The organism is Mycobacterium sp. 050128, assembly GCF_036409155.1.
Lineage (GTDB): Bacteria > Actinomycetota > Actinomycetes > Mycobacteriales > Mycobacteriaceae > Mycobacterium.
The window spans coordinates 252,748-266,020 of the sequence record NZ_JAZGLW010000004.1 but is presented as its reverse complement, the minus strand read 5'-3'; the positions used below and the strand labels follow the sequence as shown (position 1 = coordinate 266,020).

The window sequence follows — 13,273 nt, the reverse complement described above, 5'->3', positions numbered from 1 at the left end:
CTACCCCGCGCAGCGGCCGGATGCCCGCCGCGGCGGTAGCCGCACCCCGAGCCGCTTGGCCAGCCGGTAGCCGGTCGCCGCGAGTTCGCGGATCTGTTCCGGCCGCAGACCCGACTGCAACGCCGTATCGAGCATGCCCGCCATCCGATGGTCCGGATCGCAGCGCAGCGCGGCCTCCAGCGACACCCCGGCCAGCGGGCCATCCCCGCGGACGTAGGCGCTGAACGCGAGCAACACCAGCGCTTCGACCCGCCACGGCGCGGGCAGGGTGCGTGCCAGCGACGCCCACAACGTCTCGGCTTCCCCGGCCTTCGCGCCCACCGCGAGGGCGTACAACGTGTCGCGCACCTGCGCGTCGTGCAGCGCGCAGCCCAGCGCGGCCAGCTCGTCGTCCGACAGCGATCGCCCGCCCACCACGCGACCGGCCGCGGCGATCGCGCGTTCCACGTCGCGACGGCAACAGCCCGCGGGATCCGCGCGATGCTCCGCCGCGCGGGTGGCCGCCTGCTCGCCGAGCGGGCCGGCCAGTGCGGCGCTGCGGGCCGGATCCTCGACAGCCAGCACCGCCAGCAGGTCGGCGCGACGCGAATACAGCCGCCGACCCTCCAGCACCGCGGCGGCGGCCAGGGGCGACGCGGATGGATCGTCGACCGTGCCGCTCGCGCCGCAGCCGTCCACGCAATGCCAGCGCCCGCCACGGGCCACCCGATCCACCACGTGCGCCGCCAACAGCTCAATGTTGTGCTCCGACAACACTTCTGCGAGCATCGCGCAGAGCTGCCGGTATTCTTCGTTGCACTGCGGGCAGTGGGCGCCCTCGTCGTTGACGATCACCGCGATCGCCGCCTCGGGCGCCGCGGCGGCGGTAACCTCGGCCAGGTGCCCGATCCCGCCGACGAGTTCGTCGGAGAGGTCGACGCGCAGCACGGCGCCGAGCTCGCCGCGGTCCAACGACACCAAGACCAATGAATTCTCCGGAACGAAGCCGAGAACGGCCGGTAGCGCCGCAATCAGTGCGCCGGGGCGGTTCAGTTCAAAATCGGGTGTATGCGGTGTCATGAGGCCCAACGCTGCTGGCCGCCACCGTCAGACCGCGTTCGCGCAACGCAATTGCGCCATCCGTCTGTGGAGAAAGTCTCGACTGTGGGCTCTATCGTCTATCTCATGGGATCGATGCAGGAATACGACATGGTCGTGATCGGCTCGGGGCCGGGCGGCCAGAAGGCCGCCATCGCCTCGGCCAAGCTCGGCAAATCGGTGGCGATCATCGAACGCGGCCAGATGCTGGGCGGTGTGTGCGTGCAGACCGGCACGATCCCGTCAAAGACGTTGCGCGAAGCGGTGCTCTACCTCACCGGCATGAGCCAGCGCGAGCTCTACGGCGCGAGCTACCGCGTCAAGGAGAAGATCACCCCTGCCGACCTGCTGGCCCGCACCCAGCACGTGATCGGCAAGGAAGTCGACGTCGTACGTAACCAGCTGATGCGCAACAGGATCGACCTGCTGATCGGGCACGGCCGCTTCATCGACCCGCACACCATCGAAATCGAAGACCCGTCCCGGCGCGAAAAGCTAACCATCAGTGGCAAATACATCGTGATCGCCACCGGCACCAGGCCGGCGCGGCCGTCCGGCATCGAGTTCGACGAAGACCGGGTACTCGACTCCGACGGCATCCTCGATCTCAAGACGCTGCCCACCTCGATGGTGGTGGTCGGCGCCGGTGTGATCGGCATCGAATACGCGTCGATGTTCGCCGCGCTGGGCACCAAGGTCACGGTCGTCGAAAAACGCGGCGACATGTTGGACTTCTGCGATCCCGAGGTCATCGAGGCGCTGAAGTTCCACCTGCGCGACCTGGCGGTGACGTTCCGGTTCGGTGAGGAAGTGACCGCGGTCGACGTCGGCTCGGCCGGCACCGTCACCACCCTGGCCAGTGGCAAGCAGATTCCCGCCGAGACGGTAATGTATTCCGCCGGGCGCCAAGGGCAGACCGATCACCTCGATCTGCACAACGCGGAGCTCGAAGCCGACAACCGCGGCCGGATCTTCGTCGACGATAACTTCGCGACCAAGGTGCCCCACATCTACGCCGTCGGCGACGTGATCGGCTTCCCGGCCCTGGCCGCCACCTCGATGGAACAAGGCCGGCTGGCCGCCTACCACGCGTTCGGGGAAGCCTGCGATGGCATCACCGACCTGCAGCCGATCGGGATCTACTCCATTCCCGAGGTCTCCTACGTCGGCGCCACCGAGGTGGAACTGACCAAGAACTCGATCCCCTACGAGGTGGGCATGGCCCGCTACCGCGAGCTGGCCCGCGGCCAGATCGCCGGCGACTCCTACGGCATGCTCAAGCTCCTGGTGTCCACCGATGACCTCAAGCTGCTCGGGGTGCACATCTTCGGCACCAGCGCGACCGAGATGGTGCACATCGGTCAGGCCGTGATGGGGTGCGGGGGCACCGTCGAATACCTGGTCGACGCGGTGTTCAACTACCCGACGTTCTCCGAGGCGTACAAGGTGGCGGCGCTGGACGTGATGAACAAGGTGCGCGCGCTCAACCAGTTCCGCCGCTGACTAGCAGGTGTCGTCCAAGTCGACCGGTATCGGATCGCCCGGGCCGCCGGCTTCCGCGCGGGTCAGAAGCTGGGCGATGTGGTCGTCGAACGGCGCGGAGTAGGACACGTTCTCGGCGCATCCCCCGCGTTCGAGTCCACCGATCAGCCCGACAACGGTCGTGCCGCTGACCCAGGGTGCGCCGCTGGTGCCGCCGACGAGTCCCTGGCATACCAATGAGGGATATCCGCCGTCGGTGAGCGCCGTGCTGCCCTGACAGGCGATCGGCGAGCCGCCCACGCCGGATGGATAGCCCACCACGGTCACGCGGCTGCTGGGCGGCGGGGCGGTGCCCAGGGTCAGCGCCAAGCCGGCCCGCGCCTCCACCGAACCACCATGGTCGCTGTTGACCCGCGCAATCGCGTAGTCGGCGTGGGGGTCTTTGCTGGCAACCCAACGTGGATCCAGGTAGACGTTGTCGGCCGTCCAGAGATCAGGTGGCACCCCATCCCCGGACAAACCGGGCACGAAGGTGATCTGGGCAGCTCCGGCCAGGCAGTGCGCGGCGGTCAGCACCAGGTTGCCGGCCGCGGAATGCAGCACCGAGCCCGTGCACACGTGCTGAGTGCTGCCGTCCAAGAAGATTGCTCCCACTCGCCGGTCCGGATCCACCGGGGCGGCAACCGCACCCGGCTCGGGCTGGCTGAGACGCTGGACCGTCTTACTCGTTTTCGGTGCCTGAGTGGTAGTGGGCAGCGACACATGCAGCACCGGGCGCCCGCACGACGCCAACAACGTCGCCAGGCCGACCAGTGGGCATAGCAGCAACATCCGGACGCGCATCGAGTCCCATAATGCCCGACCAGAGGAGCGGAAGCGGAATTCCACGCTCGGCGCCGCGGTTGTAGATTTGCTGGACGACTTCGATCCGGGCGGAATTGTTCCATCCGGATTACGTTCAAGCGTCATCCCGTTTTCGAGTAATGGTGCCCGTCGATTCGGGAGACACTAGTTAAGGCACCCTGGAGAAACCCCCGGGAGGAGGCAACGATGTCTAACGAGCAGAACGACGACGATCTCTACTACCAGCCAGGGCAACCCGGCATGTATGAGCTGGAGTTCCCGGCGCCTCAGTTGGTGACATCGGACGGTCGCGGCCCCGTGCTGGTGCACGCTTTGGAGGGATTCTCGGACGCCGGCCACGCGATCCGGCTGGCCGCTACCCACCTGAAGGAGGCCCTGGACACCGAGCTGGTCGCGTCCTTCGCGATCGACGAACTGCTGGACTACCGCTCGCGCCGGCCGCTGATGACCTTCAAGACAGACCATTTCACCAACTACGACGACCCGGAGCTGAGCCTGTACGCACTGCGCGACAGCGTCGGGACGCCGTTTCTGCTGCTCGCCGGGATGGAACCGGATCTCAAATGGGAGCGGTTCATCACCGCGGTGCGTCTGCTGTCCGAACGGCTGGGTGTACGGCAGACCATCGGCCTGGGCACCGTCCCCATGGCGGTCCCGCACACCCGGCCCATCACGCTGACCGCGCACTCCAACAATCGCGACTTGATCACCGATTTCCAGCCGTGGATCTCCGAGATCCAGGTCCCGGGCAGTGCATCGAACCTGCTGGAATACCGGCTGGCACAGCACGGGCATGAGGTGGTCGGTTTCACGGTTCACGTTCCGCACTACCTGACGCAGACCGACTACCCCGCCGCCGCCCAAGCGCTGCTCGAGCAGGTCGCCAAGACCGGGTCGCTCGACCTCCCGCTGTCGGCACTGACCGAGGCAGCCGCCGAGATCCGGGGCAAGATCGACGAGCAGGTCGAGGCGAGCGCCGAGGTCGCTCAAGTGGTGGCCGCACTCGAGCGCCAGTACGATGCCTTCATCGACGCTCAGGAAAACAGGTCGTTACTAACGCGCGATGAGGACCTTCCTAGCGGCGACGAACTTGGTGCCGAGTTCGAGCGATTCCTAGCCCAGGAAGCGGAGAAGAAGCGCGACGACGACGGCCCCGCGTAATCACCCGACGGGACGCGACAACAAGGGTGGCGAGATGACTGAGCGGAAGCGTAAGAGCAACCTTCGCCCGGTGCGTGAAGTGACCACCCCCAGGCTCGAATACCGCACCATCCACGGGTACAAACGAGCGTTCCGCATCGCCGGCTCCGGTCCGGCGATTCTGTTGATTCACGGCATCGGTGACAACTCCACGACGTGGAATACGGTGCAGGCCAAGCTCGCTCAGCGCTTCACGGTGATCGCCCCCGACCTGCTGGGGCACGGCCAGTCCGACAAACCCCGCGCGGACTACTCGGTGGCCGGCTACGCCAACGGCATGCGCGACTTGCTGTCCGTGCTCGACATCGAACGCGTGACGATCGTCGGTCACTCCCTCGGTGGCGGGGTGGCGATGCAATTCGCTTACCAGTTCCCACATTTGGTCGAGCGGCTCATCCTGGTCGCAGCGGGTGGTGTCACCAAGGACGTCAACGTCGCCTTCCGGTTGGCCTCGCTGCCGATCGGGACGGAGGCACTGGCGCTGCTGCGGCTGCCCCTGGTATTACCGGCCGTCCAGGTGGCGGGGCGGCTCGCGGGCCTGGCGATCGGATCGACCGGCTTGGGCCGCGATCTCCCGAACGTGTTACGCATTCTGGACGACTTGCCGGAGCCGACGGCCTCATCGGCCTTCAGCCGGACACTGCGGGCCGTGGTGGACTGGCGGGGGCAGATCGTCACGTTCCTGGACCGATGTTATTTGACCGAGGCCATCCCCGTGCAGATCGTCTGGGGCACCAAGGATGTGGTGGTCCCCGTCCGCCATGCCTGGATGGCACACGCCGCGATGCCCGGCTCGCGCCTGGAGATCTTCCAGGGCTCCGGCCACTTTCCGTTCCACGAAGACCCGGCCCGTTTCATCGACGTCGTCCAGCGCTTCATCGACACCACCGCGCCCGCCGAATACGACCAAGCCGCGCTACGCCAGCTGCTGCGCACCGGCAGCGGCGAACGCACCGTCACCGGCCCGGCCGACACTCGCGTCGCTGTGCTCAACGCGATGGGTTCCGACGAGCGCAGCGCGACTTAGACAATTCGTTTGACCCGGCCCGTACAGTCGGGCCATGGGCATCGACGTGACGGTGTTGCGCGTCTTCACCGACCGCGACGGCAACTTCGGCAATCCGTTGGGCGTCGTCGACGCCAGTCAGGTCCCACCCGCCGATCGCCAGCAGCTGGCCACCCAATTGGGTTACAGCGAAACGGTATTCATCGATCTACCGGCTGCCGGAGCAACCACCGCGCATGCCACGATCTACACGCCACGCACCGAGATTCCGTTCGCCGGGCACCCGACCGTCGGCGCGTCGTGGTGGCTGCGCGCGAGCGGTATGCCGATCAACGCGCTTGCGGTGCCGGCCGGCATCGTGCAGGTGCACTACGAGGGCGACCTGGTGGGTGTGCGGGCCCGCCCGGAATGGGGCCCGGAGTTGCTCTTTCACGAATTCGAGTCCGTTGACCAGGTTCTCGCGGCCGACCCCAGCGAGTTTCCCGACGACACCGCCCATTACCTGTGGGCCTGGATCGATCAGTGCGCCGGGGCACTGCGTTCCCGGATGTTCGTCGCGAATCTCGGTGTGCCAGAAGACGAAGCGACCGGCTCGGCGGCCATGCGGATCACCGACCATCTCCGCCGCGACCTGAGCATCGTCCAGGGCCAGGGATCGATGCTGGAAACCGGGTGGAGCCCCGGGGGCTGGGCTCGCGTCGCCGGCCGCGTCGTCAACGATGGTATGACACAACTCGACTGAGATTCAGGGCTTGCGCTGCAGCTGCGCGGACAGATGATGCTGCAGGGGTTGCCCGACCGCACCCATCCGCACCGAGTAGGACAGCTGGTCGCCGTCGATCCGCAAGGTCCGACCAAGCGCGGAAACCTCTTTGGCGGTCGGGGTCAATCCGACCGACGTGGTGGCCAACTCGATTTCGATGACGCCGCCGATCACCCGGTAGGTCCCGACCTCGATTTCGGTCACGCCGCTGGGGTGGGCCAGCACCATCTCGACGTGACCGGGCTGCGGCACCCGAAGGTAGCCGGTCTCGGCATGCATCGGCTTGCCGTCGGCGGCACCTTTGGTCTTTTGCGCGTAGGCCAGAAACGGTTTGCCCACATGGGAAAACACGATTTCTTCGAGATACTCGAAGGGCTGGATCGTCGGGTATTCGCCCGAACCGCGGCCGGCCCAGGTGCCGAGCAGCGGCGCGAGCGCCTCGAGATCGGGATGCACGTCCGGAGACATCGGGGTCAGCTCGGTGTCGATACTTTGCGGTGCTTGCGAAGCGCGGCGATCTCGCGCTCGAAATCGTCGGCCGACGAAAAGGACCGGTATACCGAGGCGAAGCGCAGATAGGCCACCTCGTCCAGGTCACGCAATGGGCCGAGGATCGCCAGGCCGACTTCGTGACTGGGAATCTCCGGCGAGCCGGCGGCACGCACGGTGTCTTCGACCTGCTGGGCCAGCAGATTCAGCGCGTCCTCGTCCACCTGGCGGCCCTGGCAGGCGCGGCGGACGCCTTTGATGACCTTTTCGCGGCTGAACGGCTCGGTGACACCGCTGCGTTTCACGACGGCCAAGACCGCAGTCTCTACGGTGGTGAATCGTCGCCCGCACTCCGGGCAGGATCGGCGGCGCCGAATGGCTTGGCCTTCATCGGTTTCCCGGGAGTCGATCACCCGGGAGTCGGGATGGCGGCAGAACGGGCAATGCATGACCGCTCCTTCGCTGGGCCGGCGTCTCGGAAGAACACTCCGAGCGTACCCGTGCCCTCCCCCGGGCGGGCCAACGTTGCCACGACGCGTGCGCCGTCACCGACGGGAGAACCGAGGAGCCTTGGCGTAGAGCGGCTTTCGCGATACGCGGCTGCGGTCAGCCGACCGGCGCGATCAGGGTCTGGCCGGCGGCCAGCGCCGGAGAGCTCAGGTTGTTGAGTTCGCGGATGCGGTCGGCGACCTGGCGGGCCGGCGCTTCCGGCGCGACCCGGTGCGCCACATCCTGAAGGGATTCGCCCGGCTCGACCTGCACGACCGACAGCCGGTCCGGAACGGGAGCGGCCGCGGCGCCGGAGTCGCCGTTGGCGATCTGACCGAGATTGGCGACCAGTCCCAGCCAGAGCGTGATGACTCCGGCCATCAGGGCCAGACCCACCGTCGTCCCCAGCGTGACCGGGCGGCGACGATGCGGTGCTTGCGACATCGACACACCGGTACCGCGGTAGCGCATCGGCGCTCCGGCCGGCCGGGCCGGCACGGACCGGCGCCGCAGCACGCGCTCCTGCTCGTAGCGAGGCCGTGCGACGTCATAGCGAGGCCGTGCGACCAGCCCATCGGTGGGGCGCCGCATGTTGCTGATCCGCGGTGAGACTGTGTGCATGAGCGTCATGGTGCGTTCCTCCGGTCGTCTAAATCCTCGCTCGTGTGTTCGACACTATCGCTCGTGTGTTCGAAATACGAACATTTGAGCGAAGCGTGTCGCACGAGCAAAACGCTAGACCACGCCACCGACAACTTCTGCCGGTCGCCATTCCTGCCATGCAGCACAGGTACCCGGTCTACGCAAAAGTTACACACGTGTGATTCAGCCGTTCTAGGGCCTTTAGCCACCATGTGCATGCCATGACACGCCAGTCGAACACATGTTTGATTCCTCGGTGCGGGGAGACTACATTCAGTGCCATGAGCGACAGCAACGACACCTCGGCGACCGGTCCAAGCGGCCGCCTGCATTCCGTGGATTCATCGCTTACCCAGCGGCAACGCACCATCTTGAATGTCATCCGGGAGTCGGTGACCACCCGTGGCTACCCGCCGAGCATCAGGGAGATCGGCGACGCGGTCGGCCTGACGTCGACCTCTTCGGTGGCTCATCAACTGCGCACCCTCGAACGCAAGGGATTCCTGCGCCGGGACCCGAACCGCCCCCGGGCGGTCGACGTCCGCGGCGCCGACGATGTGGTCGCGGCCGCGCCCGCCACCGAGGTCGCCGGGTCCGACGCATTGCCGGAACCGACCTTCGTGCCCGTGCTCGGGCGCATCGCGGCCGGTGGACCGATCCTGGCCGAGCAAGCCGTCGAGGACGTCTTCCCGCTCCCCCGCGAGCTGGTCGGCGAGGGCACGCTGTTTTTACTCAAGGTGGTCGGCGACTCCATGGTCGATGCCGCGATCTGCGACGGCGACTGGGTGGTGATCCGGCAGCAGAACGTCGCCGACAACGGCGACATCGTCGCCGCCATGCTCGACGGCGAGGCCACCGTCAAGACGTTCAAGCGCGCGGGCGGTCAGGTCTGGCTGATGCCACACAACCCGGCGTTCGATCCCATTCCCGGCAATGACGCGACCGTGCTCGGCAAGGTCGTCACGGTGATCCGCAAGGTATAGCGCCGGGACGTCCGGCTTGTCAGTCGGCCTTCACGAACCCGTTGATCAGCGCGACTTCCTCGCTGGTGAACCAGATCTCGGCCAGGGTGTCGTGGTAGAGCTCGCTACCCGGCGTGTAGTACAGGCCGAATCGGGCACTCGCCTTGATCGGGTAGCCGTCGGGTATCTGATACGGGTCGTCCAACGGCAGATGGATCGTCGGGCGCCCGGCCGGACCTATTGCCCCGATCGCCGCGGCCGGCGCGAAGTCCTCTTCGTCGGCGTCCGCGGCTGCGTGGCGCCCGGCTCTCGGCGCGAGGCCGGACGCGGCCCCGAGCGCCGCCGCAAGGCTGGCTGCGGGCCCACCCGCAGCTGCCCCACCGGCAGCGGCAGCACCGGACGCGGCAGCACCGGAGGCGGCACCGCCGGCGCCGGCAAGATCCGGCGGCGTGTGCGGGACCGCGACGTCGGGATACGCGGTCGCCGGCTCTTCTGCGGGATAGGCAGCATCGGGATGCACTGCGCCCGGCGGGGTGTGCGGGACGGCGACGTCGGGATAGGCGGCCTCTTCCTCGTCGGCGCCCGGGTAGCCCGCCTCGGGGTAAGCGGCTTCCTCGTCGGCGAGTTCGGGATAGCCGGCCTCCGGATAGGCGCTTTCAAGCGGATAGGCGCCCTCCGGACCGGCCGCGTCCGCGTACTCGTCGTCCGCGACGTCCGGGTACGCGCTCTCCGGTACGTCGGGCCTATCCGGATAGCCGGCTTCCGGCAGCTCATCGCCGTAGCCGGCGTCGAACAGATCGTCGGCCGACACGACCGGGATGGAATCGGTGTCGACCGAGTCGGGATCCCGCTCGTCGACCGCTAACTCATCCCATTCCTCCTCGGTCAAGGGATGCGACGGCTCGTCATACCCACCGTCTTCGTCCATTTCGGCCGTTTCCGGTGAGTGCGGCCACCTGGCCAGCAGCGCGTGTTCGTCGTCGTCGCGGTGATCCGGTTCGTGCGGTTCGGTGAACGACATGTGCTCGCTGGATGCGTCGGTGTAGTCGGGACCCCAGCGCGGCTCGCCCGCGTCCTCGTAGCCGCCGACGTCGACGTCGCGCTCCAGGTCGTAGGGTGCGCTGTTGCGACCGGCGCGGTGCCGGCGCCACCGCAACGCCACGAACACCGCCAGCAGCACCAGAACCAGCAGCGGAACCAGCGCGAACAGGTACCACCAGCTCCAGCTGAACCAATTCTTGGCGTGCGCAGGCAGCGCCGAACCGCTCGGCTGGTTCTGCCCCGACACCTGTAGGCCCGACAACAGCGGAGCCAGGTTGGCCGGGTCCGTGGCGAAGGTGTTCTTCGCGCGGTTCCACGAGATCTTGCCGCCGGTGAACTTCTGCGAGATCACGTCGCCGTCGACGGTCTGATCACCGACCGGCGCGCCCAGCTTCCCGGTGGGACCACGCAACTTGTCCCAGGCGGCCTTCATGGCCCCGCGCACGACGAAGGCGCCGTGGTCGGAGGTCCAGAAGATGACGGGCTTGTCGGCCCCGGAGAAGGTGGCGATCCGGCTGTTGGGGCTGACGCCGCCGTCGGACTCGTTAGCGGTCGGGAAACCCAGGTCGCTACTGACCGGGCCACCGACCGACTCGTACTTCGCCAGGATGTCGCTTTCGAGGGCGCTCGCACCCGTAGCCGGGCTGAAGAACACCTTGCCGCCGGCGAAGTTCTGGACGATGCCGTCACCGCCGATGGGATTCGGACCGCCCTGCTTGGCGCCCAGCGGACCGTTGACTCCGCCGGCCGCGCGCCAGGCCATGTTGATGGCCGCGGTGGGATCGATCGCTACCTGCAAGCCCTTGAGCTGCTCGGCCAGATTCGCCGGCTCGGTGGTGAATTCCTTGGTTTTGCGGTTCCAGGAGATCTGGCCGCCGCTGAACTTCTGCGAGGACACTTCGCCGTCGTAGGTCTCATCCCCGACCGGGGCGCCGAGGACGCCGCCGGAGCTGCCGAGTTTGTCCCAGGCGGCGTTCAGGGCGCCGCGCACGACGAACGCGCCGTGATCGGGCGTCCAATAGATCACCGGCTTGTCGCTGGCCGAGAACGTCGCCACTCGACTGTCCGGGCCCGCCAGACCGGGCACCTCGTTGATGGTCGGAAAGCCCAGATCGCCACCGGCCGCACCGCCCAGCATGTCGTACTTTTCCAGGATCGGGCCGTAGATGAATTTCGCTCCGGTGGCCGTGGTGAAGAAGAATTTGCCGCCGTCAAAGTCGCACGCGAAGCCGTCGGCAACCGGGTAGACGTCGCCCTTGCGGGGGCCGAGCGGAGAGGTGTCGCCGCCGGCCTTGGTCCACTCGGCCATGATGGCGGCTTCGGCGTCACCGATCGGAGACGCTGAAACGGTAGGTGCCAACAGCACGATGGCCAACGCTGTGGTCGCCACGCTGACGAGCGCCCGACCAGCGAGCCTGCGCACGTGACCTCTCTTCCCGTTCACCAAGCCTCCCAGCCGACGGATATGCCCCTTTGTATGGCCATGCCCGTACCCTGCGGCCCCTGCGCGCGGTTGGTGCCCCAAACGCGGGTTACGAACCCCACCGAGTTCGTATTATCGCCGGGCTCGCATAACTTTGCTCCAGCGAACAAGAAATACGAAGGCAATTCGCGAATATTACGAAAACGGAGACCACTCCGATGTCGAAATGATGCAGGAAGACGATCGTGTCGCGACCGATCCTGCCTCAAGACACGCCGACGCCGGGTGATTACGCGCTCCGCGTAGCCAATGGACATGCGCCGACGGCACGCGAGGCGCCGGCTATCCACTCGAGCAAAGGAGCTATTCATGGGCATCGACTATTTTGCCGTAAAGCCAAGCAATGACAGCGTAAGCCGACTAGTTGTGCTTGGTTCGTGTCACCATCCGCACGGGTGCCGCGCGTCTGCCGACGATTCGTTGTTGCGTGACAGCAAGATTGGTCCACCGCCGCCGACGTTAGCCGATGTGCATCATGATCACGCGGCTAGACCCCGAGGCTGCGTCCGACGATCTCCTTCATGATCTCGGTTGTGCCGCCATAGATCGTCTGCACCCGGGCGTCGAGATAGGAACGAGCGACCGAGTATTCGCGCATGTAGCCATAGCCCCCGTGCAGCTGCAGACACCGGTCGATCAGATGCACCTGCTTTTCGGTGGAGTACCACTTGGCCATCGCGGCCTGCTCGGCCGTCAGCTTCTTGTCCAGATGCAGCCGCAGGAACTCGTCGACCATGATGCGCACCACGGTGGCCTCGGTCGCCAACTCGGCCAGCACGAAGCGGCTGTTCTGGAAACTGCCGATCGGCTTGCCAAAGGCCTTGCGCTCCTTGGTGTATTGCAGCGTCTGTTCGAGCACCTGCTCCATCGCCGCGGCGGCCATGACCGCGATGTTGATCCGCTCCTGCGGCAAGTTCTGCATCAAATAGATGAAGCCCTTGCCCTCCTCGCCGAGCAGGTTTTCGACGGGAACCTTGACGTCGGTGAACGACAACTCCGCCGTGTCCTGCGCGTCGAGACCGATCTTGTCCAGATGGCGGCCGCGCTCAAAGCCTTCCATGCCGCGTTCAACGACGAGCAGCGAAAAGCCTTGTGAGCCCTTGTCCGGATCAGTCTGGGCGACGACGATCACCAGGTCGGAGTTGATTCCGTTGGTGATGAACGTCTTTGCGCCGTTGAGCACGTAATGATCGCCCTGTTTGACCGCGCGGGTCTTGATGCCCTGCAGGTCGCTGCCGGTTCCCGGCTCGGTCATCGCGATCGCGGTGATGATTTCGCCGGTGCAGAACTTCGGCAACCAGCGTTGCTTCTGCTCTTCGTTGGTCAGCTCCAGCAAATACGGCGCGATGATGTCGTTGTGCAGTCCGAAGCCAATTCCGCTGTATCGCCCCGCGGTCGTTTCCTCGGTGATGATCGTGTTGTACCGGAAGTCGGGGTTACCGCCGCCGCCGTACTCTTCAGGCACCGCCATGCCCAGGAATCCCTGCTTGCCGGCCTCGAGCCAGACACCGCGGTCGACGATCTTCGCCTTCTCCCACTCGTCGTGGTACGGCGCCACATGGCGCTCGAGAAAGGCCCGGTAGGACTCGCGAAACAAATTGTGCTCGGGTTCAAACAGTGTGCGCTGGTACTTGATTGCGCTGCCCATGGATAACCTCCGGCTGGCGGGAACTCTGCCGCCCAACATATACCAACCAGACGGTTGGTCGGCAGTCGGCCACGGGTACCCGGGGTGCCGCGACGACGACACCGCTGCGGCGACGGCGCCCCGACGC

At 66.4% G+C, this 13,273-nt stretch carries 12 protein-coding genes; 5 read left to right on the top strand and 7 right to left on the bottom strand.

Annotation, left to right across the window (positions count from 1 at the left end; genetic code table 11):
• Entirely contained in the window at positions 1 to 1,059 is a 1,059-nt protein-coding gene (locus SKC41_RS24640) for a DUF4192 domain-containing protein (RefSeq protein WP_330980314.1), read from the bottom strand.
• Between the two features lie 114 nt (positions 1,060 to 1,173).
• On the opposite strand from SKC41_RS24640, the gene sthA reads away from it, so the two are divergent.
• The gene (gene sthA, locus SKC41_RS24635; protein WP_330980598.1) at positions 1,174 to 2,580 is read left to right on the top strand and encodes a Si-specific NAD(P)(+) transhydrogenase; all 1,407 of its coding nucleotides are present in this window, start codon (positions 1,174 to 1,176) and stop codon (positions 2,578 to 2,580) included.
• Here sthA and SKC41_RS24630 read toward each other — a convergent pair whose 3' ends face one another.
• Positions 2,581 to 3,402, bottom strand: a complete 822-nt coding sequence (locus tag SKC41_RS24630) for a trypsin-like serine peptidase (protein WP_330980313.1) — start codon at positions 3,400 to 3,402, stop codon at positions 2,581 to 2,583.
• Between the two features lie 207 nt (positions 3,403 to 3,609).
• Here SKC41_RS24630 and SKC41_RS24625 point away from each other — a divergent pair, with 207 nt between their 5' ends.
• Genes SKC41_RS24625 through SKC41_RS24615 form a run of 3 tightly spaced genes read left to right on the top strand, consistent with a single transcriptional unit; the run spans position 3,610 to position 6,371 of the window.
• Entirely contained in the window at positions 3,610 to 4,584 is a 975-nt protein-coding gene (locus tag SKC41_RS24625) for a proteasome assembly chaperone family protein (protein WP_330980312.1), read from the top strand.
• Positions 4,585 to 4,618: 34 nt separating this feature from the next.
• Entirely contained in the window at positions 4,619 to 5,650 is a 1,032-nt protein-coding gene (locus SKC41_RS24620; RefSeq protein ID WP_330980311.1) for an alpha/beta fold hydrolase, read from the top strand.
• 34 nt (positions 5,651 to 5,684) lie between these two features.
• Positions 5,685 to 6,371, top strand: a complete 687-nt coding sequence (locus tag SKC41_RS24615; RefSeq protein WP_330980310.1) for a PhzF family phenazine biosynthesis protein — start codon at positions 5,685 to 5,687, stop codon at positions 6,369 to 6,371.
• A gap of 3 nt (positions 6,372 to 6,374) precedes the next feature.
• On the opposite strand, the gene SKC41_RS24610 is transcribed toward SKC41_RS24615, so the two are convergent.
• The 3 genes from SKC41_RS24610 to SKC41_RS24600 all read right to left on the bottom strand — a co-directional run bounded on the left by SKC41_RS24610 (position 6,375) and on the right by SKC41_RS24600 (position 8,000).
• Positions 6,375 to 6,860, bottom strand: coding sequence for a peroxynitrite isomerase (locus SKC41_RS24610; RefSeq protein WP_330980309.1), 486 nt, complete (start codon positions 6,858 to 6,860; stop codon positions 6,375 to 6,377).
• Positions 6,861 to 6,865: 5 nt separating this feature from the next.
• Positions 6,866 to 7,330 carry a transcriptional regulator NrdR gene (nrdR, locus tag SKC41_RS24605; protein ID WP_090601310.1) on the bottom strand — a complete coding sequence of 155 codons (465 nt, stop codon included), beginning with the start codon at positions 7,328 to 7,330 and terminating at the stop codon, positions 6,866 to 6,868.
• A gap of 157 nt (positions 7,331 to 7,487) precedes the next feature.
• Entirely contained in the window at positions 7,488 to 8,000 is a 513-nt protein-coding gene (locus tag SKC41_RS24600; protein ID WP_330980308.1) for a LysM peptidoglycan-binding domain-containing protein, read from the bottom strand.
• Between the two features lie 293 nt (positions 8,001 to 8,293).
• Here SKC41_RS24600 and lexA point away from each other — a divergent pair, with 293 nt between their 5' ends.
• Positions 8,294 to 8,995, top strand: a complete 702-nt coding sequence (gene lexA, locus SKC41_RS24595) for a transcriptional repressor LexA (protein WP_330980307.1) — start codon at positions 8,294 to 8,296, stop codon at positions 8,993 to 8,995.
• Between the two features lie 19 nt (positions 8,996 to 9,014).
• On the opposite strand, the gene SKC41_RS24590 is transcribed toward lexA, so the two are convergent.
• Entirely contained in the window at positions 9,015 to 11,459 is a 2,445-nt protein-coding gene (locus tag SKC41_RS24590; protein WP_442931780.1) for a sunset domain-containing protein, read from the bottom strand.
• A gap of 526 nt (positions 11,460 to 11,985) precedes the next feature.
• Positions 11,986 to 13,146 (bottom strand): acyl-CoA dehydrogenase family protein, encoded by a 1,161-nt coding sequence (locus tag SKC41_RS24585; protein WP_330980305.1) that lies wholly within the window; start codon positions 13,144 to 13,146, stop codon positions 11,986 to 11,988.
• Between the last annotated feature and the right edge of the window lie 127 nt (positions 13,147 to 13,273).